Here is a 25,820-nt window from a genome sequence, read left to right on the forward strand (position 1 = left end):
TGTTCATGAGCAGACGTCTGATTGATGCCCATATTCATTTGGATATGTACGAAGACGGGGAAAGAATCGTTCTCCTAGACAAGTTAGAAGAAAGTTCGGTTGATGCACTAGTCACTGTATCGAATAATTTAGCATCATCCAATCGTCAATTGGAACTAGCAGGTTTAGACAATAGGATCAAACCAGCAATCGGATATCATCCAGAACAAGCTTTGCCGGCTGAGGAAGAGCTTCAAGCAATCCTGAACGTAATCGATCAAAACAGTCACCGGCTTACTGCCATTGGAGAAGTGGGCTTGCCGTATTATACGCGTCAAGAACAACCTGATTTAGAAGTAGAACCTTACATAGAAGTACTTGAGCAATTCATTCGAAAGGCGAAGGGCTATGAGTTGCCGATCGTGCTGCATGCCGTTTATGAAGATGCTGCTCTTGTTTGCGATCTACTGGAGTCTTATTCAATTGAAAAAGCACATTTTCATTGGTTTAAGGGAGAGGATACAATTCTAAAACGTATCCTAGCGAATGGATATGTCGTCTCCGTGACACCGGATGTCACATACAAAGTAAAGGTTCAGCATATTGTCGACCAGACACCACTTTCACAGTTGATGGTCGAGACAGACGGACCATGGCCGTTTGAAGGTCATTTTTCAGGAAAAGTGACACACCCTTCGATGATGCACAAAAGTATCCAAACGATCGCGGAAATAAAGCATTTGAATATAGATGAAGTCTATCGAAAGATTTATGCAACGACTATAAATTTCTATCGGATTGAATAAAAGAAGAGACGTGCCCTCGAAAAGTAGAGGGTTCGTCTCTTTTTATATACCGATTTTGAGCCCAACGTGGTCGGTTTAAGAGCAAAGTACAATAATCTTATAAGGTGTAGTCTGAGCAGGTATACTTCTTGTAGAAGCACCGTATACCACAATTAGATCGCGTCCGCCAATATCTCCATTAAAGGATTGGCCATTTTGTAAGATGATTTGAGTTTGCGGGGATAGATTCAGTCGCAGCGTTCCGTCACTACTTTCCAGACGACGGTTAAAATAGTCCACTTTCACATTTTGATATGGTGAATCTCTACTCATGACAAGTGCCCTGAATTGTGGTGGGTAGATAAGAGGGGCTGGTGCATTTGCATCGTAGAAACCAGTTACCTGATCACCTATCTCTACCATTACATGATCTACAAAATAAGTTGTCGGTCCTACTACAAAATTCACTATGTTTCCGTAACCGCTATCTACCATGAACAGCTTATAACATCCGGCTTCATTATCTTGGTCTGTTGAAAAATCATCAATCATCATTACAATTCCGCTAAAAGAATGAAATTCCATCATCCGACTCCTCGCGTTATTAATTAACTTCCTCTTTATAGATTATGTATTCCTCCCAGCTTGGTGAATGATTTGACTAGAACAATACGATAGTTAAGTCTTTTTAGAAAGGTTTGACATTGATACAATAACAGGATATATTAAATGATAATAGTTCTCATTTGTTGGCTCAATTGAATATGAATCTTCAATTGTCACACAAATGCCATGAGAAACGGTAGAAAAGTATAGTTTATCATTCGTACTTTCTACCATTTGTGCGATAATTTAGATGTGGAATTTTGCCCAGTTGTTGGGGCTTCCCTAGTGTCAGTTATTTTTTACAATGATTTATTGAAAGGAGATTTACAACAAGTGAAAAAAGGATTTATTTTTGTTTTACTTACAAGTTTTTTACTGTTTACTGTTGCCTTGCCAAAAGCTTCAGCACAGGTTGCGGATGGTACACATTCACTCGAATATCAAGTGAATCAGCCGGATAGTAACTCTGCTTCAATCGCCAATGATTATTTCGTAAAACCGGCGAAAGTAACGACTAAAAATGGAACTGCCACCGTGCAAATCACACTGAAAAACAGTGAGTGGATTACAAAGTTCGAACCGCCGGGCGGGGCGACTATAGTCAGTGAAGATAAAGAAGCCGACACACGTGTTGTTCAATTTACAGTAAGTGACTTGTCACAACCTATTAAAACGGCGATGAAAGTTGATATTGAAGATATTAATTACCATCATGAATACACAGTATCAATAGTTTTCGATGCGATGGAGGATGCTGCTCCGGTCACTCCGCCAGCTACGAATGAAACTAAAACAACTGAAGATAAGAAAGTAACCACAAACGCCACAACAACTAAAAAGCCAACAACTGAAGGACAAGTGGCAAACCCACAGACTAGTGACTCAGCGCCATACCTATTAATCTTTGCGTTAGCAGGTTCTGCATTTTTACTTTATAGAACTAAATTTAAAAGAAAACAGGGGGAACAATCATGACGAAAAAACAATCATCACGCGCAACGAAAGTGGTCCTTGCATCATTACTCGCAGCATCACTCTCCATTCCAACAGCGGCGTCTGCAAATATTGGAACAAGTGACAAGGCTGCGACTACTATTGCAGCTACAGTTGCAACGGATCAGGTAATAGATTTTCATGTATACAAACCAGGAACTAACGAGCCACAGCCCGCAATTAGCGGTCACATCGTCCCTCAAGGAAAGCTAATTGAAAAAGACGGTGAATATGAAGCTCAATTAACAATCCCGGCCAAATCTGCACCAATGATTGCAGGACTTCAGACAAAACAGGGCGAAACATATGTTGATGCAACAGAAGTAAAAAATGCAGACGGGACGATTACATACAGTTTCCCAATGGCAACGGATACCGTTTACCCAGGTAAAATCCATGTAGTTGTAGCTGCTGCCAATATGGATCATTGGTATGACTTCGATTTCAAAGCACAGGTTGCTAAAGAAGAAGCAGAGGCAGTTAAGAATGTAGCAGTGCAAGTGTTCAAAGATGGTACGAGTGAAGAATCGATCATGAAGAATTACATGTCACCTACAGCAAGCGTTAAGAAAGTAACAAATGGCAATGAAGTAACAGTAACATTTCCGAAAGGTCACTATATTCAAGAATTCAAAATCGATGGCAAAAAAATAGCGATTGCTACCGAAGACAAGTCAACAGATGAGCGCACATACACATTTAACGTGGCTGATCTTACAAAATTAGTTGATGCAGAGCTTCACGTTATCGTAGACGAAGCAGGCGTTAAATATGATTCAAATCACAAAGTTCAGATTGGCTTGGATGGTGTAAAACCAAGCGACAAGCCAGTTGTAAATCCAACTCCAAGTGCGAATCCTTTTAAAGATATTGACAAGGATGGAAATAAAGCTGCGATTCTAGCTCTTTATGAAAAGGGAATTGTTAAAGGTGCAGATCAATTTAACCCTCGTAACAACATTACACGTTCCCAATTTGCATTAATGGTAGCACGTGCGTTGGACTTGAACTCAACTCAATCTGCAGGATTTAAGGATATCGCTAACATTACAGACAAAGAACGCGTAGGTGCAATCAACGCGCTGGCCGAAGCAGGAATCGTCAAAAAAGGTGACAAGTTCAATCCGAATAACACATTGACTCGCCAGCAAGGCGCATTGATGCTTTATCGTGCCGTAAATTACGCTGCAGGAAAAGAAATGAGCTACGGAGATACAAGTCTATCCTATTATGCGGACAGAGCTCTTATAACAGATCCAGAGACGAAAAAGGCTTTCGCTCTTCTGTATGCGGGAGATATAATGACAGGCTCTAAAACGACGGACGGTAAGACAGTTATCAATCCAGGCAGCCCATTGAAACGTACACAAATGGCTAAGATCTTAAATGGTTCACTTGAATTTATGGAGAAATAATAAGTTTTAACATGTACTTCCTTTCGCTGTTCTACTCAGCGGGAGGAAGTTCCTGTCGTTTTATCTTTATTCAGCAGCACGCTGAATAATAGAAGTATGTAGGCTAAGATCGCCACATCCTGTGGCAACACCTGCATGACCTACATCCTGTAGGTCTAAGCACAATTCAAAATCTGGACGCAATTACGCCGAGGCATAATTGTTTTTCAATTAAAGGGAGCGACCGTTGGAAATGAGAAGAATAATCTATATAGCTTTGCTTACATCAATCATCTCTGCGCTGCTTCCTTTTCATTTTGGAGAATCTGTCGTAACAGCAGATGAACCAACAAAATTTAAGAATGGCGTGTATCAAGTTGAACTAAATTTTCTAGCACTTGAAGCGGTGGAACTGGGAGAGTTATTCAGCAAGCACGCTACGTTAATCATCCATGAAGGTCGATATGCATTGTCGGTTCCAATAAGGTTTGAAGGCGGCATCATCAATTCCATAACTGCAAAACAGCAGGAAACCACAATTAACTCCCTACTGGATAGATCTGAAAATTTAGTTCAGTTTGATATGAAAGATGTAAAACAGAAGATCGTGCTCGAAGGGACAGTAAAATTATCGGCAGATGAAAAGCCGAGAGTGTTTTCTCAGGAAATGGTAATTAACTTTGATTCATTCCTCGAAAGAGAAGAACCATCAATAAGTGACAGTCAACAAAGCCGTGACCTTATCAATTACACGCTATTAAAAGACGGCAAAGAAGAACTCTCCGTCATGCAGACATATGTAAACCCTGTCATGAAAATAATTGAAAAAGATGACAGCTTTTATGCACAGATGGAGATCATCCAATCATCTTGGATCAAAGTTCTGACGGTAGAGCGTCAAGGAAAAATGGTAGAGCCGAAAGTCATCTCACAGAGTGACAACACACGTATTATTGAGTTTGAAGTGGAAGATTTCCGCAAGAAAATCCGGCTTTGGGCTGAAGTGGAAATTCCTCAATTAATGTATTCGTCTAGCTACTTTACACAGTTACAGTTCGATGAAAAGCAAGCAATGAAATTTGAAACCAAAGTGGATATACCTGAACTGGTTACGTCGAATGAGACAAAGATACCTCTTGTGAGAAGGCCTGTACAATCACCTGAGTCAACACGGCCATCTCGTAAGGAGAAGCAGTCGAGTCCAACTGTCGCAACACCTAAAGAAGTTCCTGTAGAAGAGCAATTACTATTTGACCGTACTTTGGATGAACTGAAGAAAGATGAGAAACTACCAGTCAGACAGGTGGCAGAAGAAGAGGTGAAGGGGGATCAAATCGCCTATAAGCCAGATGAACAAGTCATACCCTTCAATTTATTAAAGGTCGGTCTTCTTTTCTTCGTCTGTATCCTATCGGGGATCTTGCTGATTCGTCGTATTAAGAATGGAAAAAAAGAAATGGTTAATGAGTAATGAGTGGAGGATCACAACGTGCAAAAAAAATGGAGAAATTTCATGCTCTTCGTAGCGATTATGGCATTATCCGTTGTAGCCGGGTGCAGTGGCAGCGATACCAGTAAAGAAACGGAAGCAGCAAGCTCGCCTGTTGAGAATGAAGCTGAAGAAACGAATGATCAACGAATCATAGCGGGGACTGTCGTGATTGCAGAAATTCTTGATAAATTAGATATTGATGCAATTGCCGTGCCAGAGTCTGAAAAGCAATTAGCCAGTCGTTTCAATGATCTTCCTACGATCGGCAATGCCATGCAGCCTGATATGGAAATCGTAAAGTCTCTGAACCCAACGGACTTTTTATCTGTTTCTACATTGGAATATGATTTGACGGATGGTTTTGAGCAATTGAACATACCGGCACATTTTTTAAACTTCCAAAGTGTCGATTCTATGATACAGGAAATTCAGACACTCGGTGAACGCTATGAACGGACAGAAAAAGCCGATAAGCTGGTTGCCGATTTGCAGAAAAGTATTGATGCAGTAGAAACGGTTGCAGCGAATAGAAAAGGACCAAGTGTGCTAATTTTACTTGGGATTCCAGGAAGTTATTTAGTGGCTACTGAAAATTCTTATGCAGGGGACTTGGTAAAACGCGCGGGCGGCACCAACGTAATGGAAGGCCAAGATCCAGAATACTTATCATCTAATACAGAATATCTTCATAACAGCAATCCTGATATCATATTGCGCCTATCACATGGAATGCCAGAAGAAGTCGTGGAAATGTTCAATGAGGAATTTCAAACAAATGATGTTTGGAAACATTTTGATGCAGTGAAGAACGATAGAGTATACGATCTTGAAGAAGAGCTTTTTGGAACGACAGCCTCATTGAAAGCACCTGAGGCGTTAAAGGAATTAATGAAGATTTTCTATCGTTAATTGATGAATTCAAGTGAAAAGGGAAGACCACCATGACAAAAAGAATTGTAAGTTATGCGGTAGTAGCTGTGTTACTCATCGTGACCATTGTTTACTCAGCTACTACCGGCAGCATTAAGATGGGTTTTTTTGAATTTTTAGGAGCATTATTTGAACCGGGTAACAGTCAGATGGAAGCAATTCGAGATTTGCGTTTTCCACGAATGATTGTTGCGCTATTTGCAGGTGCGGCTCTTTCCGTTTCCGGTGTTTTATTACAATCCGTTATGCGCAATCCCTTGGCGGACGCAGGTATTATCGGGATATCTTCCGGCGCGGCGTTTGTTCAGCTATTCATTATTTCATTCTTCCCGGCGCTCTTTTTCATGACGCCTTTATTTGCGTTCATGGGAGGGGCATTCGCTTGTTTTCTCGTCTTTGCCTTGTCATGGAGATCAGGTTTGAGCCCGCTTAAGTTGATTCTGGTTGGAATTGCGATCAATGCTATGTTTACAGGGTTAACGGAAGCGTTCATTAGCTTTGGGGGGTCGCTAAATGTATCAGCCTCGAGTGTTATTGGCTCGAATCTAACAATGCGTACATGGAGTGATGTATCGACGATTGCAACGTACGGTACAATTGGATTGATTTTATCATTTGTGCTCTATAGTTGGTGCAACTTACTGGTGTTGCAAGATAAAACAGCGAAAAGCATTGGGTTTCATGTAACGCGTGCCCGACTGATCATTGCGGCGGTGGCAGTGTTACTAGCGGCAATTTCGGTTGTGGTAGCTGGTGTGATTTCGTTTGTAGGGTTACTCGTACCGCATATAGCACGTCGTTTGGTTGGCTACGATCATAAAGTATTGATTCCATTTACAGCCCTTTTAGGTGCACTTATTATATTATTGGCTGATACCATCGGCAGAACGATTGTATCACCACTAGAAATACCTGCTTCTACGATTATGGCGATTATCGGCGGACCGTTCTTAATATTCTTACTGCGAAAAGAGTGACCAGCTATGGAAATGAAGAGTATCATCGTATCGCATGATAATAAAACAAATCATTTGGATGGTGTGACGACAACGATTCCAAAAGGTGAAATTACAACAATCATTGGGCCGAATGGTTGTGGAAAATCAACGTTATTAAGCGTCTTATCCAGAAATAACATGCCGAAATCCGGTTCCGCTTCATTAGAAAATCGCGATTTGGTCATGTATAAGCCAAAAGAATTTGCAAAGAAACTTGCAATTGTTTACCAGCAAAACGATGTGCCGAAAGACTTGACAATTGAAAAACTTGTTAGCTTTGGTCGGCTGCCTCACAAGACAATGCTACAGCGTAATCAGGAAGAGGATCATCAAGCAATTGATTGGGCATTATCTGTTACGAATCTAGTCGAAAAACGACATAATGACTTAGAGGCGTTGTCAGGAGGAGAGCGTCAACGAGTGTGGATTGCGATGGCATTAGCACAGCAATCTGAAATCCTTTGCTTGGATGAACCGACCACCTATTTAGATATTTATTATCAAATCGAATTATTGGAACTCGTGAAATCGTTAAATGAAGAGTATGGGTTGACGATCGTGATGGTATTACATGATATTAACCAGGCAATCCGCTATAGTGATCAGATTATCATGATGAAGGATGGACAAATTATTGCAGAAGGCCCTCCGAGGGAAGTAATCACTAAGGATGTCATAAAAAAAGTGTATGGTGTCAATGCAATTTTTAAGGAAGATGACGAGATTGGCCTCTATATGATGTCACTTGGTATTTAGGGGGTCTCCGAATGAGAAAACGTATTTCTAAATTGATGCCGTTCGTCTATTTGGCCGTGTTCCTTTACTCAGGTTACTTACTAGCGCAGTATCTTTATACATACGTTGAAGCCTCTAGTTCTTTGAAGGAAACGCAATTGATCTATGAGACGGCGTTGGAAAATAGTGTAGAAGCTGTGGAGACGGAGAGTTCATCTAAAGAGGATATTTTATCTCGCTATACAATGCGTCCGCAATTTGAAGAGTTACATGCGGTGAACGAACAGATTGTCGGATGGCTTTCAGTAGAAGGAACAAAACTGAACAATCCTATATTGCAGTCGGAAGATAATGACTTTTATCTGAATCGCAATTTTAAAGGCGAATATAGCCGTGCTGGCAGTGTGTTTATGGACTATCGTAACGATGTGACAGATATGAGCCGCAATACAGTGATTTACGGACATGCGATGAGAAATGATACGATGTTTGGTAGTTTGAAGAAGTTTGGTAAGCAAAGTTATGCAGATGACCATCCCGTGATTTATATGGATACACTTTATGATGGTTATGATATCGAAGTGTTCGCTGCGTATGAAACGACAATTGACTTTTATTACATTGAGACAAATTTTAAAACGGATGAAGACTTCATGCATTATTTAGAGGAAGTAGAATCGCGTTCATTAATTGAAATGCCTGTTGAAGTTAATCGAGATGATCAAATTGTCACACTGTCTACATGCAATAATTCAGTTAACAGTAAAGACAAACGTTACGTTGTACAAGGAAAACTCGTGAAAAGATGAGAGATCATATACTTATTAAATTAGGAAGTCACCTTGCTTAAATTGGGTGGCTTTTTTGAAATTCTTTAAATGGGAACTCTCTAATGATACGATAGATGTAAAATGTCGGGGTGAGAAAACTTCATGAATCTTGATCACTTAAAGCAACAGTTAAATGAAAATAAGTCTTTATTCATTGGAGAGGAGACCGCTTTTCGTGCCGCAGTGCTAATTCCGTTAGTTGAATTAGATGGAGAATGGCATGTTCTGTTTGAAGTGCGTTCACTCACGATGAGAAAACAACCAGGGGATATAAGTTTCCCTGGCGGTCGCATAGATGCCACAGACGCATCACCTATGGCTGCTGCTTTACGTGAAACAAATGAAGAGTTAGGTGTTGATCCAAAAATGATCACTATGATAGGGCAATTAAGTCCTTATGTGGCCTCTCCTTCATTTGTCGTCTACCCATTTGTTGCGACCATTGATTATGATCAGACTATTCATAGCTATAACAAAGATGAAGTGGAAGAGGTCTTCACGATTCCTGTAAAATGGCTCTTGAACTATGAGCCGTATATGCATTTAGTTTCCGTTCAGCCAGCTCCATCGTCCACCTTTCCTTTTGAAAAGATTATGAACGGTGATCAATATCAATGGCGAGCCCATTCAATGGAAGAATGGTTTTTTGAATATGGAAAATACACAGTTTGGGGACTAACCGCTAGGATTTTAAAACACTTCATTGAGATCATCAAATGAGTATAGATTGTATGGTGATAGTTCATGAACTTCACATGAATTCAAATCCATGCTATACCCCATGGCAAGCAGTATAATGGGACTGATATCAGTATGAAAAGGAGACGATCACATGACACAATCTTTAAAAGGAAAAGTAGCATTTATTACAGGTGCAGCTAGAGGGATTGGAAAGGCGACTGCGATTGCGTTAGCAAAAGAAGGGGTAACGGTTGGTTTACTTGCAAGAACTGAATCAACTTTACAAGAAGTGGCTACTGAAATTGAAACATTTGGTGTGAAAGCAGCGTATGCTACGGCTGACGTTTCATCTAAAGAGCAAGTGGAAGCGGCGATTGCCTCATTAACTGCTGATTTAGGTGCTGCAGATATTTTAATAAATAATGCGGGTATTGCGACTTTTGGTTCGGTACTGGATATGGAACCAGAGGAATGGAAAAAAATCATTGATGTGAATTTAATGGGTACTTATTATGTGTCACATGCCGTCTTACCTCAATTGATTGAAAAAAATGGCGGCGACATCATTACGATCTCATCGACCAATGGGTTGAATGGAGCTGCTACATCCAGTGCATACAGTGCATCTAAATTCGGAGTAATTGGATTCACTGAATCATTGGCACAGGAAGTCCGTCGAAATAATATTCGTGTTTCTGCATTAACTCCAAGTACGGTGGCAACTGACTTGGCTATGGAGTTAAGTTTAATTAAGGAAAATGATGATTCAAAACTAATACAAGCTGAAGATATTGCTGAAGTGATCGTGAATCAATTAAAGCTGAATCCTCGGATTTACGTAAAAGCGGCAAGCTTCATCGCGACCAATCCTTATTGACTTGGAATCGTAAAAGAACAAGCTAACTATCCATATATGGGGTAGTTAGCTTTTTAACGGCTAATTGCAAAATATGCCGCATATTTTGCTGCGAAAGATATTCATTTAAATATTTAGTTCTGGTTTTGGTATTGCTGGTTTAATATATTTGATCAGTAGCCTGCGTGAGCACGGCCCCACGATCAGTAATTGCGCCGGGAGTGCGACTATAAAGTTTAGCCCAACTATTTTAAGATAGGCTAAGAAAATAGAGCCTTCAATACCTGTCATGAACGCTGTCAAAATTAACCCATAGACGGACATAATCAGAACCATTGCAGGGACCATACAAATAGCAATTGCTAAAATAAAATTGTTTTCTTTGGATTTATCATATGGCAGAGCAAATGCAAGTTTGCGCGCTTTTGGTTCAACCAACGACTCCGCGATAAATGCGACAATAAATGTTATGATAAATTGGATCGCGACACCACCTACTGTAAATGATGAAAATCCATGTAACGCCATGTTGTAAACGGACATAATTAAAACCATACCGAAACACATAAACAACCCAAAAATAATACCTTCTTTTTTATTACTAGGCAAATAATAACTTCCTTTCTTTTAGTGAGTAGTGTAATTATATATGGTCAATTTTTTTTACATAAGTGACGTTTTTGTGTCTTTTATTTCAGTCGGTAATTAATGGTTGGATTAACGAGGGAGTTGGAAAGTAGATGAATAAAAAAGATATTGCGGACATTAGGAAAAGATTTAAGCTGGATTCAGATCTTTTGACGATCACGGATATTTATAATATCTATATTAGGCAAGAGAGCAGTGAGATCTATCATGAGGAAAGCCAGGCATTTCCTTTGCTGGATCGCGAGCAACAGGAATTGTTTCTAACAAACTTCAAAAAAGTATTAGGTGGAAAGCTGGGTATGAAATTGTTTGAAGTGAAATTCGAACGTCAAACAGAAGAACAACCCGACCACGCACAGCAACTTTTGTATGACGGTCTTCAGGCGGAAGAAGCAGATGAATGGAAAGACGAAATGCAGCAACTCGCATTGAAGATGGTGAAGGACGTTCAATATGAAAAAGATCTTGTTGTTACGTTTATTCGGGGGAAGTATTTCAAAAAGACGAAGCGTGCTAGTGAAGAATCAGAAGTCGATGCACGAGACGAAGTGTTCACGACTCCTTTTATTCTTTGCAGCATGAATCAGACGGACTTACCGAAACGCTCGCTTGTATTTGATTTCATTGGAAGGGAATTTAAGTCGAGTGAGATGGTTGATCCAATCATAAATCTTGCCTCTCCTATTGGCGGATTTTTATTTCCTTGCTTCACAGACAATGCAGCAGACGTCAATCATATTTTGTATGCAGCAGGTAAGGCGAACAAGCCGGATTACCGCTTCATTGAGGAAGTATTAAATGGAGAAGAGATCATGACGGCGGCAGATGATAAAGCCGTATTTGAAGAGATCGTTAAACAAGTGGTGGGGGAGGAAGTGGATTCGCAAACTCTCGCCAACGTGTACGAAGCAGTACATCGCTTGACGGAAGTGGATGAAGAAGAGGAAGAACCAGAAGAACCACCTGCTTTGGACAAGCATCAGATGGAGCGCGTACTGAAGATGAGCGGTGTAGATTATGTAGACGCTGAACAAGTGAAGACAGCTTTTGAAACTGTAGTTGATGATGAATTGTATGAAATGAAAGCAACCCATATTGTTCCGAGCTACACATCCAAGTCGATCAAGATTGAAACAAAAGTAGCCAATATCTCGATCAGTCCGCAAGATTTGAAGTACGTCAAACAAGTGAATTATGATGGAAAACGCTGTATTTTAATCGAGGTAGAGGAAGATACGATCATTGAAGGATTTAAATTGATTTCGGAAGAGTTGTTGAAGTAGAAGTAATCTTTATATATAAACAAACCGTTCGCCTACCTTGGCAGAACGGTTTTTCTAATTAAAATGAACTTTTTGCTGCTATGATGACTCTTATAAGCGAGAGGTGAGAACATGAGGGTCGTTCGGTTAGTGAAAAAAGCGAAAAAAGGCAGTAAAGAAGCTTTGTTGCAATTAATTACTGAGCAACAAGATGAGTATTATCGACTGGCTCTCAAATATATGGGTAATTCACATGATGCCATGGACGCTATGGAAGAAATGATTGTTAGTTTGTATCGGAACATACAGCAACTTGAGAAAAACGACGCCTTCTATAGCTGGAGTAAGACAATTTTAGTGAATCAATGCAAACAAATGCTTCGCAAAGTAAATAAGGTTACGCTGATTGACAATTGGGAAGCAATTGAATCTCACTCTGATTCATCTGCTGTCCAAAATCCTTTCGAGCAAACAGAACAACGCATGGATATACAGGATCTGTTGCTGCGAGTGAATGCACAGCAAAGGGAAGCAATCGAGTTAAAATACTTTCACGATTTAGATTACGAAACAATCGCAATGATGACACAAACCTCTATAGGAACAGTGAAGTCGAGAGTCTTTAATGGATTGAAAAAAATGCGTGAACAAGCAAGGGGTGGATTCGATGAGTGAACTGGAGCGGCAATTGGCGGAAGAGAAAAGACGTTTAGAAAAGACGACAGCCCCAAAAGAATTGGAAGAAAGGCTACGTACGGCATTGGAGAAAATACCGAAACGACAAAGAAAACGTATACCAAAGTGGGTTTCCGTGGTGGCTGCATTGCTCATTCTCTTTGTGGTTGGCTATCAATATGATGCGTTTGCTTATTACGGAAAAAAACTGCTTGGTTTTGAAGAAATCATGCCTGCTACGCTCGCCCAATTAAATGAGTCGGACAAAGGACAGTCTATTGATCGAAAAATAATGCTGACTGATGGAACTGAATTGAGGCTGGAAGGTCTCATGACAGATGAAAACCAATTGGTACTTTATTATACACTCAGCAATCCTGAAGGCTTAGGGGAAGATATTTCGTTAATGAAATTGACTGGTCTATTTACAAACTCTTCTTCGCGCTTCGGTACATCCTCTATGAATGAGGAAGGAACGGAGCTAAAAGGAATGCAGACGTTCGAGCCGGTGAGTCCATTCGCGAAAAAGCTGACATTAGAATTTCATGACTCTAACATACAGGACTGGTTTGAGATCACATTTCCATATGATCCAAAAGCTGCGATGCAAACAGAACTGAAGAAAGCTATAAAAAAGAACGTCCAAGTGGATCAAGGAAGTATTCGCTTTGATTCTATTACGGCAACGCCCAGTCAAACGACAATCAAAGGTAAATTAAAAGTTGATAATTTTGATCGGATTCCCTTAGGATTTGACGGAGTGAAGTTGTTGGTCAATGGGGTGCCGATGGATCAGATAAGTGGCAGTGTTTCATCGGCATTCAACGGCGATAAATTTACAATTGATTTTGATGCTTTGCCGGAAGGTCTTAATTCTCTTGCACTTGCAGTAGACAGGTTTGTTGGATATAAGCATGTGGATGAAACAATAATTCTAACTTCTAGAGAAGAAATGTCTGCTGATCTTGAAGGTGAGGAAGTAAATATCCGGAAAGTAGAAGTGACATCGGAGGGCTTAGAAATTATAGTAGCAACAGATGGAAATATCCTGTTGGATAACGTTGCTGTGCAAATTGATGACCATAAAGTTTCTTTGCAAACGACATTGAGACAGAATTATATAACGGATGAAAAAGGTAAGGAGTACAAAGAACGAATCCTATTATTCGATACAAATCAACTGCCAGATGCCTTCTTGGTTGAAGGCCTTCATTATGAAAAAGAGTACAATAAAATAATTAAGATTCCACTGTGAAAATAACAGATACAAATAAGGAAAATGTCACGAATTTTATTAAACGCACCGAAATTCCGACATTTTTCTATCTAATTCCTTACAATTAAACAAGTCTCTTTAATCCTAGTTGCATTTAAGGTATAATAGAAAAGATAGTAGTAGATGTATGGTCAAACTAAGACAGAAAAAATGCTCCTAGGACGCGCCATGTTTGCTGTGACGCCTTATTTAGGAACATTTACATTTCTGTAAATTTCACATATAAGGAAGGTCAAAATGAGTAATAGACAAACAAAATCAGATGTTATCTTAATAGGTGCCGGAATTATGAGTGCAACGCTGGGGACAATGCTTAAGGAGCTAGCGCCAGATTGGAAGATCACATTGTTTGAAAAGCTGGATAAAGCAGGAGAAGAAAGTTCTCATGAGCTAAACAATGCGGGAACAGGACACGCAGCTTTGTGTGAACTGAACTACACTTCCGAAAAAGCGGATGGTTCGATCGATATTACAAAAGCTGTGAAAGTAAATGAGCAGTTCCAATTATCGATGCAATTTTGGTCTCATTTAGTTGATAAAAAGCTAATTAAAAATCCAGAACAGTTTATTATGCCATTACCTCATATGAGTTTAGTTCAAGGCGAAGATAATGTAACATATCTAAAAAAACGAGTCGAAGCGATGACTGCGAATCCATTGTTTGAAGGAATGGAATTTTCTGAGGATCCGGAAAAACTAAAAGAATGGATTCCGCTTATTATGAAGAATCGTCAAGTGAATGAATCAATTGCAGCAACTAAAATTGACTCAGGAACAGACGTAAACTTTGGAGCATTGACACGGATGCTGATTGAACACATGAATAAAGTAGACGTTGAAATTAACTATGGTCATCAAGTAGAAGATATTAAACGTACTAGTGATGGCGAATGGGAATTAAAAATAAAAAATAATCGAGACGGCAAACTTGAGTACCATAAAGCAAAATTTGTTTTCATCGGCGGTGGCGGCGGAAGTCTTCCATTGCTGCAAAAGACAGGAATCCCGGAAAGCAAGCATATTGGCGGCTTCCCAATTAGCGGTATTTTCATGGTCTGTAAAAATCCAGAAGTGATTGCTCAGCATCATGCCAAAGTATACGGTAAAGCAAAAGTCGGTGCGCCTCCAATGTCGGTTCCGCATTTAGACACACGCTATATCGACAATGAAAAGTCCTTACTATTTGGACCGTTTGCAGGCTTCTCACCGAAGTTCTTGAAAACGGGTTCAATGCTAGACTTGATCGGTTCTGTAAAACCGAATAACGTGACGACAATGCTTGCTTGTGGTGCGAAAAACATGTCCTTGACTAAATATTTAATCGAACAAGTCATGCAAACAAAAGAACAGCGTATGAATGAATTACGTGATTTTATTCCAGATGCAAAAAGTGAAGATTGGGATTTGTGGACTGCAGGCCAGCGTGTTCAAGTTATTAAGGATACAGAGAACGGTAAAGGAACCCTTCAGTTTGGTACAGAATTAGTAACAGATGCGGACGGTTCAGTTGCTGCGTTACTTGGAGCTTCTCCAGGAGCATCCACTGCAGTAGCAGTAATGTTGGATCTTATGCAAAAATGTTTCCCTGAGCAGATAGACGAATGGGAACCAAGATTGAAAGAAATGATTCCTTCTTACGGCAAGTCATTGGTTGAGAATCCTGAGCTTCTGAAGGAGATTCATGCTTCTACAGCTAAAACATTAGGCCTGACTGAAAAAGAAGTCGTTCATAATTAAATAAGAAACAAACTAGAGCTCTGTGACGATATCTATCGCACAGGGCTTTTTTAATTGTTGCCAGTCGACACCGCTTTCACTGCAAGGTAGATTGGGTTTAGTTATAAAATAGTTAACGACAGAACTGTTCACACAATGAAGTGGGATTTTACTCAATGATAATATAGAATGAATATGATAGATAATTCATGAAATGAGGGTTTATTCATGTCACTTCACTTTATTAACGCGGAAAAACGGATTCACGATTCTGTTATCTTTCCTTCATTTGACTTATCAGTCGATCCGGGGGATATAGTGGCTGTCTATTCGAGCGTAAATGTTCGAGAACAGCTGATAGAATTACTTTTAGAGAAAACGAGGCTTTCAAATGGAGAAATTAGAGTAGACGATAGTAAGATCTCCAATAATAGGCAGAAGGTCGGGATTCTTTTTCTTCAGGATGGTCTATATGAGCGATTGTCCATTGAGGAAATGATTAGTTTTATAAAAGATCTTTATACATCAAACGTACTCAAAGACGATGTAATACAAGCCGTACAATTAGATTCAAAGCGAAAGGTAAAGATAAAGCAATTATCCTACTCGGAAAGAAAACGTGTCCAGCTGGCCTGCTTACTTATTAGGGATCCGGATATTTACATATTTGAAGAAGCAGATCAGAACCTTGATTTGGAATCGAAACGGATTTTTGTATCAATACTTCAAAGATTGAAACAGCAGAATCGCAGTGTCTTAATTCTAACGGGTAATATGGAAAGTGCCGTTACTACATCTGATAGAGTCCTCAGATTGGATGAAAATGGGCTACATTCAATTCATACACAGGAAGCCATTGAAGATCAAGCCACTCTGATTGAGGAAAAGCCATTGGTTGCAGATTCGGTACTGCCTGTTCGTTTCGAAAAAATTCCAACGAAAATCAATGAAAAAATTGTCTTGTTTGATCCACCTGAAATTGACTATATTGAAAGCAATGAAGGACTCTCTCTTTTGCATATAAAAGGAGAGTCCTTCCCATCCGTTTCTACACTGACTGAATTGGAAGCACGGTTACTGCCATTTGGTTTTTTCCGCTGCCATAGATCGTACATTGTAAATTTACAGAAAGTACGCGAAGTGATTACATGGACTAGGAATAGTTACAGTCTCGTGTTGGATGATACTCAAAAATCGACAATTCCATTATCGAAGTCTAAGATGGTAGAACTAAAAGAGATGCTAGGGCTCTAATGTTGTCGAAATAATTGTTATTTCCCGGGGAATAACATGAAAATAGTATTTGGACTAACAGAATAGGAGCTTATTTCAGAGAGTCAGCTGTAACTATACAAAATTGACGATTCATTCAACTTTGATATTGTCCCATTCACCCTTTACTAGCCTCTTTTCATTTGAAATATGATGCAGTCCACTTTTCTTTTACGTATTCTAAAGGTGTGAAGAGCAGATACTTGCAAAGTTATATACGAGGAGGAAGGAAATGGATAACATTATTGAGGTGAAGGGGCTAGCAAAAGTATTTGGAAATCAAACAGCAATTGAGGGGTTGAATTTTCATGTTAAGAAGGGAGAAATTTTTGGTTTTCTAGGTCCCAGTGGATCGGGTAAAACAACAACTATTAAAATACTAACTGGGCAAGTAACACCAACGAACGGAACAGCAGTTGTTTTCAATCAGTCCGTTTCACAGCTGAAGAAACCAGAATTTCGCAGCCGTTTCGGTGTGCTTACCGATAACAGCGGACTGTATGAGAGATTATCTATTCATGATAATTTGAAATTATACTGTGAGTTATATAACATACCGTACTCAAAAATTGATGAAGTATTGGACACTGTCAATTTAAAGAAGGAAAAAAACAAAAGAGTCTCCACTTTATCTAAAGGGATGGCACAGCGAGTGACGCTTGCGAGAGCGTTGATTCACGAACCGGAGTTGCTTTTCCTGGACGAACCGACGTCTGCACTTGATCCGACAAATTCTCTTCATATCCATGAAGGGTTGCGTGCGCTCAATGCAAAGGGTACGACCATTTTCCTGACAACGCATGACATGCAGGAAGCTGAACTCTTATGTGATCGCGTAGCCTTTTTAAATAAAGGTTCTATCCAATTACTGGATACACCGGATAAGCTAAAAAAGCGCTATTCCGATTCTACAATCACAGTAGAGCTGATGACAGAAGAGAAAGTAGTTTTGCCTGCGGGAACCGAAGGAGCAGATCGCTTGTTTGAATATATGAATACAAATCAGGTAGTAACAATCCATTCAAATGAACCAACTTTAGGGGAAATTTTTGTGCAAGTGACAGGGAGGAAATTGGCATGATGATTTCATTGAGACGAATGAATGCGATATTGCAGAAAGACTTTAAAGACTTTTCACGGAACTTGGCAGTTTCTACAGTTCTCATTATGCCTATTGGATTAGGGGCATTCTATGGACGTGGGGGAGTGAATTCAATTGAGGCACATTATATGCTCATTAACTTGGCATTTGTGATGATTGCGACATTCGTACAGTGTTGTTTAATCGCAGAAGAAAAAGAGAAAAACACATTGCGTGGTCTTATGCTTTCACCTGCAAGCACAACTGAAATCCTTGGCGGGAAAAGCTTACTCACATTTATCTTGACGATGATTACTGTCTCTATAACAGCCTACTTAGCTGATTATAGACCTGCAAATATTGGTGTTATTGTGCTGGCATTCATTTTATCTTCTTTCTTTTACATTGCAGTCGGTACATTACTCGGTCTCTTTTCAAAATCTGTTATGGAAGCATCTGTTATTGTAATGCCTGTAGTTGCGGTTTTCTCAATGGGAACGTTTCTTCCAACATTTGTGGATCAGTATCCGTTCTTAAAAATGGGGATGTACTTGCCAAATATTCAGCTGATAGAATTGGCTGTAAAAGTCGAAGCAGGCGGTGGTTTCGGGGATGTCCTGATAGAGTTACTCATCATACTTGCATGGACTATTATCCTATGCATGCTGACGGCTGCTATTTATCGAAAGCGGATGGTGGATTGATAGAAAAAGAGTTCTTGCGCTTGAGACTTTACAGCGCAGGAACTCTTTTTGTTATTTAAAAAACTGTACTTTTTTCAGCATCGCACAAACCGGAATTGCAATCGCAATTCCCACAATACATTGGACGATATCACCAGGAATCGATGCCAATGGGATGATCCAACTGTTATATAAAATTCGTTCGCCAATATAATAACCAGCAATCGTTATGGGAACAGACACGGTCATAGCTAGCAAGTTAAACTTGAGGCTGGTTCCTTTACGACCGTTCGACCAAGCAATTTTTCCCACGATATAACCTTGTAAACCGCGTGTCAAAAAAGTGATAGGTGCCCATAACGTCCAGCCGCTAATCAAATCAAACAGGCCCATTCCAATAGCTCCTGCGAGCGCACCTTTTTTAGGTCCGAATAAGATAGAAGCTATGAACAGCATAGCGGTACCGAGATGAATCAATCCGCCATTTCCAATTGGCAACTTAATATTGAGTAAGAGAGTCGCAACAAATACGAGTGAAGCAAGCATGGAAGTTAGTATCAGATCGAACGTCTTCGCTCGGGAAGCTGCATATCCTTGTGTTTTTTGCATTGTCTAGACCTTCCTAACGTTGTGAGACTTATTGGTTTAGGATATAGGAAATCTGGTGTTTTTAAAAGCATCACTTTCTAATAAAGTTTAGGGGTCAGCAAATAAACGTACATACAAATGTGGAAATGGTAGAATATACATCAACATAAGAAAGCTGTAGCATAGTAAAAAAAGATTGTAGGTGTTGTATGGAGACTTTTATATTTATTCTTATAGTTTTAGTCGCATCGATTCTTCAAACTAGTACAGGATTTGGATTCTCCATTTTGGCGACTCCATTTCTTCTCTTCTTGTTCGAACCGCTTGAAGCGATCCAGTTGAACTTACTATTATCATTAGTCATTTCTAGCGTCTTGATCCTAAAAATCAGGCAAGATATTGACTTGGGAATACTAAAGAGATTTGTAATCGGAAGTACTGTTGCTTTACCCGTGGGCATTCTAATTTTCGCGTTATTGGATATGAGACAATTAAAGTTAGGGATAGGTCTATTTCTTCTCGCAGTTACGATTCTATTGCTATTCAATTTTAGAATAGCTCTAACTAAAAGCAAGGACTTAGTAGTAGGCGGCATTTCAGGGGCACTGACAGCCAGTATCGGCATGCCGGGACCTCCGATTTTGGTTTATTTTTCAGGAGCTGATACATTAAAAGAAAAAGTGAGGGCTACTACATTAGCTTTTTACTTATTTATCTATTCCACTAGCTTGATCATCCAAGTGCTTTTCGTAGGGACTGCTAAGAGTATTTGGGTAGCGGGTGGGTATGGATTGCCTATCGTGGTGGTTGGTTTGTTTTTGGGGCAACGGTTGTTCAATCGGATTAACCAAACGGCCTTCCGTTTCATTATGTATGCAATTTTACTAATTACAGGAGTATATCTGCTTGTTGAAAATTGGCCTTATTAACGACTTGATTGGTATCTGTTAAGAAAAATAGAGGCTGTCCTGTAGACGCATTGTAGCGACTAGCAGAACAGCCTCTTATGTTGTTAAAACAGACTTTTCAACTCTTCATACTCTTCTTCAGTGAACACGCGAGATTGAGTAATAAAGTGTGTTTCTTCAATACTATCTAGCGAAAACTCGGCACCTCTTCCAGGTACAGCATCGATTATGAGCTGGGTATGCTTCCAATATTCATATTGACTTTTATGCATATAAAATGGTGTGTCGGCCATCATGCCGAGTAATACATCTGCATCACCGAGTTGGAAATCACCTTCTTTATAGCACATCGGCGCAGAACCATCACAGCAGCCGCCTGATTGATAAAGTAAAACGGAGCCATGGATATTCTTAATAGTATTCAGAAATAAAACAGCCGCTTCTGTAGCTATTACCCGTTCAATCATGGAACAACAGATCCTTTCGATTTAGAAGAATCCTTGAGAGCTTTTATCGTAGCTGACTAATAAACATTTAGTTTGTTGATAGTGATCAAGCATCATTGCATGGTTTTCGCGTCCGATTCCCGATAATTTGTAGCCGCCAAATGCAGCGCCCGCAGGATATTGATGATACGTATTTGTCCATACACGTCCTGCTTGAATGCCACGTCCTGCACGGTATGCAATATCGCCTGTACGTGACCAGACACCTGCACCTAATCCGTAAAGTGTGTCGTTTGCGATTTCCATTGCTTCATCGAAATCTTTGAATGTCGTAACTGCAAGAACAGGTCCGAAAATTTCTTCTTGGAAGATGCGCATTTTGTTGTGACCTTTGAATACAGTTGGCTTAATATAGTTACCATTCTCAAGATCGCCACCCAAATGGTTCTCTTCTCCACCGATTAAGCATTCAGCGCCTTCTTCAGTACCCAATTTAATGTATGAAAGGATTTTTTCTTTTTGTTCATTAGAAGCTTGCGCACCCATCATTACTTCTGTGTCCAGTGGGTTGCCGATTTTAATAGCTTTTACTCGTTCAAGTGCACGTTCCATGAATTCATCGTAAATGGACTCTTGGATCAAAGCACGAGAAGGACATGTACAAATCTCACCTGAGTTTAAGGCGAACATTACGAAGCCTTCAATTGCTTTATTCAAATATTCATCATCATGAGCCATTACGTCTTCAAAGAACACGTTTGGTGATTTTCCACCCAGTTCGAGCGTTACTGGAATAATATTTTCTGTAGCATATTGCATAATTTGACGACCAACCGCTGTAGATCCTGTGAATGCAATTTTCGCAATTCGTGGATTTGTCGCTAGCGGTTTCCCTACTTCTACACCAAAACCATTGACGATGTTTAGGACACCTGCTGGAAGTAAGTCTTCGATTAACTCCATGAGTACCATGATGGAAGCAGGTGTTTGTTCAGCTGGCTTTAAGACGATACAGTTCCCGGCAGCTAAAGCTGGTGCGATTTTCCACACAGCCATTAGAATTGGGAAGTTCCAAGGTATAATTTGTCCGACAACGCCAAGTGGTTCTTGGAAATGGTAAGCGACTGTGTCGTTATCTAACTGCGATGTACGCCCTTCTTGTGCACGAATAGCGCTAGCGAAGTAACGGAAGTGGTCAATAGCTAGTGGAATATCGGCATTTAATGTTTCACGTACTGCTTTCCCGTTATCCCAAGTTTCAGCGACTGCTATCATTTCAAGATTCTCTTCCATACGATCCGCAATTTTATTCAAAATCATTGCACGTTCCGCAGCAGAGGTTTTACCCCATGCATCTTTTGCAGCATGAGCGGCATCTAATGCTAGTTCAATATCTTCTGCCGACGAACGAGCAGCCTTCGTAAAGACTTCTCCAGTGACAGGGGATTTATTATCAAAGTATTGACCGTTTACAGGTGCGACCCATTTCCCGCCAATAAAGTTATCATATTTTTCCTTGAATTGAACGACTGCGCCTTCTGTATTAGGATTTGAGTAAATCATAGATGTAAGTCTCCTTTAAGAGTAGTTTAAAACCACACCCAAACGACGGATTAAAATTATACGGTAAAAGTATTATTCAGGTGTTGTTCTATTAATATAATGTTCCTAATCGTTTTAAAATGCAAGTAACATAAACTTTCTTGTGTTAATTCTACTCTTTGAAGGTATATCAGTATATCTATTGTATAACAGTAGAATAAGGGGAACTCTGACGCATAACGGTTTCCTTCGCAAGAAAGAATCTTAGAATTAATTTGGACGTTCTACAAATCCTACTCAATATGTTATTTTCTATGGTTGGAAAGACTGTTAAATTCAACATGTTAAGTTTTTGTAGTATAGTAAGATGGGTAGTGTATGATAACAAGTTTGACCGTACACAAACTTTTGACGCAAAGGAAGGAAGGCAAATACCTCTTCTTTTGCGCTTTTTTCTTGTTCTTACAAATTAATTTGAAAATATCTAATCCGATTTAATTGTCTTAACACCATCAGTCAAACCTTCTAACAATTGTAGAATCCGTTCTTCCATAAGTTCATCCTCCTTTTCAATGTTATATTGCGTTCATTATATAACGCTTAAAGAGAATTATCTGCTGAAAACAGAACGAATGTTTCTGTGTTTTAATTGGAAATAAAATTAGATAAACGTGCCTAGATGCCAAGCCATTCAATTTGAGGTAAAATGGCAAGGGTAGATCAGTCTGCTGGGAAAGGAATGATTGAACTTTGAAGACCTCTACAGCAAAAAGAAAGTTACTTACAGAGTACATTTGGATTATGATTGGCTCGGTTTTTGTCGGCTTGGCCTATAATATATTTTTCCTTCCTGCAAGGCTTGCAGCAGGTGGAGTATCAGGGATCAGTACGATTGTGTATGAACTGTATGGATTCGAGCCTGCGTTCGTGCAATGGCTGATCAATATTCCGCTATTTTTCCTCGGCCTAGCGCTTCTTGGAAAGGATTTTAGTCTAAAAACTTTAGTTGGCACTTTTTTTGTGCCATTTACGATTTGGTTGAGTGCAGACCTTCCGTTCACAATCGATAACCCTTTATTATCGGCAATCTACGGAGGCATTCTGTTAGGTGTGGGACTGGGTATCGTTTATCGAGGGAATGGATCGACTGGAGGGCTTGCAACGGTTGCGCAAATCGTGAAAAAGTATACGGGCTTGTCCAGCGGCTATGCCCAACTCATAGTAGATGGGGTAGTTGTAATTTGCTCAGCATTTGTATTTAATTTCGAGTTGGCTCTATTTGCGATGATGGCGATTTTTGTGACGAGTAAAGTAATTGATTTTGTACAGTTGCAAACATCTCATTCGAAACTTGTGTTAATTATTACAGAGCAAGAAGAGCGAATTCAGACGATTATTAAGGAAGAGATCGATCGGGGATTGACGAAAGTACGGTCTGTCGGTGGTTTCGCCAACCAAGAAAAAACTATGATTTTATGTGTAGTGGAGCAACAAGAAGCGATTTATTTAAAGAAAATTCTACAGGAAGAAGAACCGCATTCATTTGTCGTGTTCTTGAATGCATCTGAAATTCTAGGAAGAGGATTTTCTTTGGCGAAAAGCTAACAGACATGAGTTGTCTAAAGCGTCTACATGGCGTTCTAGACAACTCTTTTTGTTTAGTGAACATTTGCAAAAAACTAAAAGAAGATACAATGTTCTTACAAAATACGAGCTTAGTAAATACTATCGAGTATCCATCCGATTAGAATATAATTTGGTTTATATTTGAGTAATTAATTTAAAGAAGTGCAAAATACAATATACTTCATCTCTTGAATGAACAATTTGGCGGAATCGCGGAAGTGGACAATTTGTTTTGTATAAAGGACGATAGGGATAGTTATACCGTTTGTCACGCGGAATGAAAGGAGAGATTATGGTGAATAATTATTTGTCTGGTTGGAACTTAGAACTCAGCTTCTGTGATTTGCCCGATACATTTTACGCATTAGTGGAACCGAACATTGTCAGTTCACCCCAACTCGTCATCGTGAATGATGCGCTCGCTTCTTCACTTGGTCTGGATGTGGAGCAGTTGAAGACATCGGAAACAATAGACGTTTTTGCAGGAAACAAAAAGCTTGAAGGAATTGAACCGATCGCACAAGCGTATGCAGGACATCAGTTTGGCAATTTTACGATGCTCGGTGATGGACGCGCAATGCTTCTTGGGGAACAGATCACACCTCAAGGAAACCGTATGGATATCCAGTTGAAAGGTTCGGGTCGCACGCCATTTTCTCGCGGCGGTGATGGACGTGCAGCGCTTGGTCCGATGCTTCGTGAATATCTAATTAGCGAAGCTATGCATGGACTCAGTATTCCGACGACACGCAGTCTTGCCGTTACGGTAACAGGTGAGCCGGTGCTGCGTGAGACTGCATTGACAGGTGCTGTATTGACAAGAGTCGCATCAAGTCATTTGCGTGTAGGGACGTTTCAATATGCAGCTGCACGACAAGAAGTCGAAGATTTACGTGCTTTGGCGGACTATGCCATAAATCGTCACTATCCAAGCATAGCCAAAAAAGATAATCCTTATTTATCCTTACTAGAAGAAGTAATTGCACGCCAAGCTTCCTTAGTTGCGAAATGGCAGCTAGTTGGTTTCATCCATGGTGTGATGAATACTGATAATATGACGATTAGTGGAGAAACGATCGACTATGGTCCATGTGCATTTATGGATACCTACGAGCCGACAACAGTTTTCAGCTCGATTGACGTGCAAGGACGCTATTCTTATCGCAACCAGCCTGGTATTGCAGAGTGGAATCTGACACGATTAGCGGAAACTCTTTTGCCGCTATTGCATGACGATCAGGAGAAAGCAGTGGAGCTTGCAGAGAATAAACTGTCCGAATTTGCAAAGTTGTATGTGACGAATTGGATGGGTGGAATGAGAGCGAAACTTGGATTATTCAATGAAGAAGAGCAAGATGAAATACTTGTGAAAGATTTATTGGCATTAATGCAAGAGCATCAGGCAGACTATACGAACACATTCCGTTCATTAACGTTAGGGCGGTTGGAGAAGATGTTCGAAGAGTCGGGATTCGTGGAATGGAAAGAGCGGTGGACAGCTAGATTGCAACGTCAATCGAATAATGAACAAGCTGTCCAGCAGTTAATGAAGAAGCATAATCCTTCTGTTATTCCGAGAAATCATCGAGTGGAAGAAGCATTACAGGCCGCGGAAGAGGGGGATATAAAACCTTTCTTAAAGCTCTTGCATGTGCTGGAACATCCATATGCTTATACAGCTGAGCAAGAAGATTATACAGTACCATCTGATAACGGAAACTCCTATCAGACATATTGCGGAACATAAGGACGGCCTATTCGACGGAGACTCTTGTCGAATAGGCCGTTTTTATCTTTATTCTGGCTCCCATCTCTAAA

General features: G+C 40.0%; 25 protein-coding genes. 20 read left to right on the top strand and 5 right to left on the bottom strand.

Annotation, left to right across the window (positions count from 1 at the left end; translation table 11 throughout):
- The first annotated feature begins 5 nt into the window (after positions 1-5).
- Positions 6-785, top strand: a complete 780-nt coding sequence (locus tag H7J92_RS13510) for a TatD family hydrolase (protein ID WP_221837433.1) — start codon at positions 6-8, stop codon at positions 783-785.
- 75 nt (positions 786-860) lie between these two features.
- Here H7J92_RS13510 and H7J92_RS13515 read toward each other — a convergent pair whose 3' ends face one another.
- Positions 861-1,352 (bottom strand): hypothetical protein, encoded by a 492-nt coding sequence (locus H7J92_RS13515; RefSeq protein WP_078818744.1) that lies wholly within the window; start codon positions 1,350-1,352, stop codon positions 861-863.
- 303 nt (positions 1,353-1,655) lie between these two features.
- Between H7J92_RS13515 and isdC the strand changes: the two genes are divergently transcribed.
- The 9 genes from isdC (at position 1,656) to H7J92_RS13560 (ending at position 10,300) form a co-directional block, all read left to right on the top strand.
- Positions 1,656-2,345, top strand: coding sequence for a heme uptake protein IsdC (gene isdC, locus H7J92_RS13520; RefSeq protein ID WP_245799557.1), 690 nt, complete (start codon positions 1,656-1,658; stop codon positions 2,343-2,345).
- Positions 2,342-3,778 carry an NEAT domain-containing protein gene (locus H7J92_RS13525; protein ID WP_078818743.1) on the top strand — a complete coding sequence of 479 codons (1,437 nt, stop codon included), beginning with the start codon at positions 2,342-2,344 and terminating at the stop codon, positions 3,776-3,778. Before isdC ends, H7J92_RS13525 begins: the two co-directional genes overlap by 4 nt.
- A 232-nt stretch (positions 3,779-4,010) precedes the next feature.
- On the top strand, positions 4,011-5,228 hold the full coding sequence (locus H7J92_RS13530) for an NEAT domain-containing protein (protein WP_221837434.1): 1,218 nt from the start codon (positions 4,011-4,013) through the stop codon (positions 5,226-5,228).
- 42 nt (positions 5,229-5,270) lie between these two features.
- The gene (isdE, locus tag H7J92_RS13535; protein ID WP_078818769.1) at positions 5,271-6,158 is read left to right on the top strand and encodes a heme ABC transporter substrate-binding protein IsdE; all 888 of its coding nucleotides are present in this window, start codon (positions 5,271-5,273) and stop codon (positions 6,156-6,158) included.
- 32 nt (positions 6,159-6,190) lie between these two features.
- Positions 6,191-7,156, top strand: a complete 966-nt coding sequence (locus tag H7J92_RS13540; RefSeq protein ID WP_009499296.1) for a FecCD family ABC transporter permease — start codon at positions 6,191-6,193, stop codon at positions 7,154-7,156.
- A gap of 6 nt (positions 7,157-7,162) precedes the next feature.
- Positions 7,163-7,933: an ABC transporter ATP-binding protein gene (locus tag H7J92_RS13545; RefSeq protein ID WP_221837436.1), complete on the top strand. Its 771-nt coding sequence runs from the start codon at positions 7,163-7,165 to the stop codon at positions 7,931-7,933.
- Between the two features lie 11 nt (positions 7,934-7,944).
- The gene (gene srtB / locus H7J92_RS13550) at positions 7,945-8,721 is read left to right on the top strand and encodes a class B sortase (protein WP_009499294.1); all 777 of its coding nucleotides are present in this window, start codon (positions 7,945-7,947) and stop codon (positions 8,719-8,721) included.
- Positions 8,722-8,844: 123 nt separating this feature from the next.
- Positions 8,845-9,462, top strand: a complete 618-nt coding sequence (locus H7J92_RS13555) for an NUDIX hydrolase (RefSeq protein ID WP_009499293.1) — start codon at positions 8,845-8,847, stop codon at positions 9,460-9,462.
- 112 nt (positions 9,463-9,574) lie between these two features.
- A complete protein-coding gene (locus tag H7J92_RS13560) occupies positions 9,575-10,300 on the top strand; it encodes a 3-ketoacyl-ACP reductase (protein ID WP_221837438.1) in 726 nt (241 codons plus the stop codon).
- Positions 10,301-10,405: 105 nt separating this feature from the next.
- On the opposite strand, the gene H7J92_RS13565 is transcribed toward H7J92_RS13560, so the two are convergent.
- Entirely contained in the window at positions 10,406-10,888 is a 483-nt protein-coding gene (locus H7J92_RS13565; RefSeq protein WP_009499291.1) for a DUF2798 domain-containing protein, read from the bottom strand.
- A 131-nt stretch (positions 10,889-11,019) separates the two neighbouring features.
- On the opposite strand from H7J92_RS13565, the gene H7J92_RS13570 reads away from it, so the two are divergent.
- The 7 genes from H7J92_RS13570 to H7J92_RS13600 all read left to right on the top strand — a co-directional run bounded on the left by H7J92_RS13570 (position 11,020) and on the right by H7J92_RS13600 (position 18,913).
- On the top strand, positions 11,020-12,210 hold the full coding sequence (locus H7J92_RS13570) for a DUF4317 domain-containing protein (protein WP_009499290.1): 1,191 nt from the start codon (positions 11,020-11,022) through the stop codon (positions 12,208-12,210).
- A gap of 111 nt (positions 12,211-12,321) precedes the next feature.
- Entirely contained in the window at positions 12,322-12,864 is a 543-nt protein-coding gene (locus H7J92_RS13575) for an RNA polymerase sigma factor (protein WP_221837440.1), read from the top strand.
- Entirely contained in the window at positions 12,857-14,119 is a 1,263-nt protein-coding gene (locus H7J92_RS13580) for a DUF4179 domain-containing protein (RefSeq protein ID WP_221837443.1), read from the top strand. The genes H7J92_RS13575 and H7J92_RS13580 overlap by 8 nt, the downstream gene beginning before the upstream one ends.
- Before the next feature lie 258 nt (positions 14,120-14,377).
- Positions 14,378-15,877 carry a malate:quinone oxidoreductase gene (locus H7J92_RS13585; RefSeq protein WP_009499287.1) on the top strand — a complete coding sequence of 500 codons (1,500 nt, stop codon included), beginning with the start codon at positions 14,378-14,380 and terminating at the stop codon, positions 15,875-15,877.
- Between the two features lie 207 nt (positions 15,878-16,084).
- The gene (locus H7J92_RS13590; RefSeq protein WP_221837446.1) at positions 16,085-17,110 is read left to right on the top strand and encodes a LytTR family transcriptional regulator DNA-binding domain-containing protein; all 1,026 of its coding nucleotides are present in this window, start codon (positions 16,085-16,087) and stop codon (positions 17,108-17,110) included.
- Positions 17,111-17,360: 250 nt separating this feature from the next.
- The gene (locus H7J92_RS13595; protein ID WP_221837449.1) at positions 17,361-18,209 is read left to right on the top strand and encodes an ABC transporter ATP-binding protein; all 849 of its coding nucleotides are present in this window, start codon (positions 17,361-17,363) and stop codon (positions 18,207-18,209) included.
- Complete coding sequence (locus H7J92_RS13600) at positions 18,206-18,913, top strand: ABC transporter permease (protein WP_221837452.1); 708 nt, start codon at positions 18,206-18,208, stop codon at positions 18,911-18,913. Before H7J92_RS13595 ends, H7J92_RS13600 begins: the two co-directional genes overlap by 4 nt.
- Before the next feature lie 51 nt (positions 18,914-18,964).
- Here the strand turns inward: H7J92_RS13600 and H7J92_RS13605 are convergent, their stop codons facing one another.
- Positions 18,965-19,501, bottom strand: coding sequence for an ECF transporter S component (locus H7J92_RS13605; protein ID WP_078818735.1), 537 nt, complete (start codon positions 19,499-19,501; stop codon positions 18,965-18,967).
- A gap of 188 nt (positions 19,502-19,689) precedes the next feature.
- Between H7J92_RS13605 and H7J92_RS13610 the strand changes: the two genes are divergently transcribed.
- A complete protein-coding gene (locus tag H7J92_RS13610; RefSeq protein ID WP_221837455.1) occupies positions 19,690-20,409 on the top strand; it encodes a sulfite exporter TauE/SafE family protein in 720 nt (239 codons plus the stop codon).
- A gap of 83 nt (positions 20,410-20,492) precedes the next feature.
- Here H7J92_RS13610 and H7J92_RS13615 read toward each other — a convergent pair whose 3' ends face one another.
- Complete coding sequence (locus H7J92_RS13615; RefSeq protein WP_009499280.1) at positions 20,493-20,855, bottom strand: DUF779 domain-containing protein; 363 nt, start codon at positions 20,853-20,855, stop codon at positions 20,493-20,495.
- Between the two features lie 21 nt (positions 20,856-20,876).
- Positions 20,877-22,397 (bottom strand): acetaldehyde dehydrogenase ExaC, encoded by a 1,521-nt coding sequence (gene exaC, locus H7J92_RS13620; RefSeq protein WP_009499279.1) that lies wholly within the window; start codon positions 22,395-22,397, stop codon positions 20,877-20,879.
- Between the two features lie 729 nt (positions 22,398-23,126).
- Between exaC and H7J92_RS13625 the strand changes: the two genes are divergently transcribed.
- Both H7J92_RS13625 and H7J92_RS13630 read left to right on the top strand, forming a co-directional pair.
- Positions 23,127-23,981 carry a YitT family protein gene (locus H7J92_RS13625; RefSeq protein WP_078818734.1) on the top strand — a complete coding sequence of 285 codons (855 nt, stop codon included), beginning with the start codon at positions 23,127-23,129 and terminating at the stop codon, positions 23,979-23,981.
- A gap of 313 nt (positions 23,982-24,294) precedes the next feature.
- Positions 24,295-25,749: a protein adenylyltransferase SelO gene (locus H7J92_RS13630; RefSeq protein WP_425516863.1), complete on the top strand. Its 1,455-nt coding sequence runs from the start codon at positions 24,295-24,297 to the stop codon at positions 25,747-25,749.
- The last annotated feature ends 71 nt before the right edge of the window (positions 25,750-25,820 follow it).

The sequence above is a fragment of the Sporosarcina aquimarina genome (assembly GCF_019748715.1).
Lineage (GTDB): Bacteria > Bacillota > Bacilli > Bacillales_A > Planococcaceae > Sporosarcina > Sporosarcina newyorkensis.

Coding starts and splice junctions, on each gene's coding strand:
- H7J92_RS13510 (WP_221837433.1), top strand. CDS start 6: ATGAGCAGACGTCTGATTGATGCCCATATTCATTTGGATATGTACGAA.
- H7J92_RS13515 (WP_078818744.1), bottom strand. CDS start 1,352: ATGATGGAATTTCATTCTTTTAGCGGAATTGTAATGATGATTGATGAT.
- H7J92_RS13525 (WP_078818743.1), top strand. CDS start 2,342: ATGACGAAAAAACAATCATCACGCGCAACGAAAGTGGTCCTTGCATCA.
- H7J92_RS13530 (WP_221837434.1), top strand. CDS start 4,011: ATGAGAAGAATAATCTATATAGCTTTGCTTACATCAATCATCTCTGCG.
- isdE (WP_078818769.1), top strand. CDS start 5,271: ATGCTCTTCGTAGCGATTATGGCATTATCCGTTGTAGCCGGGTGCAGT.
- H7J92_RS13540 (WP_009499296.1), top strand. CDS start 6,191: ATGACAAAAAGAATTGTAAGTTATGCGGTAGTAGCTGTGTTACTCATC.
- H7J92_RS13545 (WP_221837436.1), top strand. CDS start 7,163: ATGGAAATGAAGAGTATCATCGTATCGCATGATAATAAAACAAATCAT.
- srtB (WP_009499294.1), top strand. CDS start 7,945: ATGAGAAAACGTATTTCTAAATTGATGCCGTTCGTCTATTTGGCCGTG.
- H7J92_RS13555 (WP_009499293.1), top strand. CDS start 8,845: ATGAATCTTGATCACTTAAAGCAACAGTTAAATGAAAATAAGTCTTTA.
- H7J92_RS13560 (WP_221837438.1), top strand. CDS start 9,575: ATGACACAATCTTTAAAAGGAAAAGTAGCATTTATTACAGGTGCAGCT.
- H7J92_RS13570 (WP_009499290.1), top strand. CDS start 11,020: ATGAATAAAAAAGATATTGCGGACATTAGGAAAAGATTTAAGCTGGAT.
- H7J92_RS13575 (WP_221837440.1), top strand. CDS start 12,322: ATGAGGGTCGTTCGGTTAGTGAAAAAAGCGAAAAAAGGCAGTAAAGAA.
- H7J92_RS13580 (WP_221837443.1), top strand. CDS start 12,857: ATGAGTGAACTGGAGCGGCAATTGGCGGAAGAGAAAAGACGTTTAGAA.
- H7J92_RS13585 (WP_009499287.1), top strand. CDS start 14,378: ATGAGTAATAGACAAACAAAATCAGATGTTATCTTAATAGGTGCCGGA.
- H7J92_RS13590 (WP_221837446.1), top strand. CDS start 16,085: ATGTCACTTCACTTTATTAACGCGGAAAAACGGATTCACGATTCTGTT.
- H7J92_RS13595 (WP_221837449.1), top strand. CDS start 17,361: ATGGATAACATTATTGAGGTGAAGGGGCTAGCAAAAGTATTTGGAAAT.
- H7J92_RS13600 (WP_221837452.1), top strand. CDS start 18,206: ATGATGATTTCATTGAGACGAATGAATGCGATATTGCAGAAAGACTTT.
- H7J92_RS13605 (WP_078818735.1), bottom strand. CDS start 19,501: ATGCAAAAAACACAAGGATATGCAGCTTCCCGAGCGAAGACGTTCGAT.
- H7J92_RS13610 (WP_221837455.1), top strand. CDS start 19,690: ATGGAGACTTTTATATTTATTCTTATAGTTTTAGTCGCATCGATTCTT.
- H7J92_RS13615 (WP_009499280.1), bottom strand. CDS start 20,855: ATGATTGAACGGGTAATAGCTACAGAAGCGGCTGTTTTATTTCTGAAT.
- exaC (WP_009499279.1), bottom strand. CDS start 22,397: ATGATTTACTCAAATCCTAATACAGAAGGCGCAGTCGTTCAATTCAAG.
- H7J92_RS13630 (WP_425516863.1), top strand. CDS start 24,295: ATGGTGAATAATTATTTGTCTGGTTGGAACTTAGAACTCAGCTTCTGT.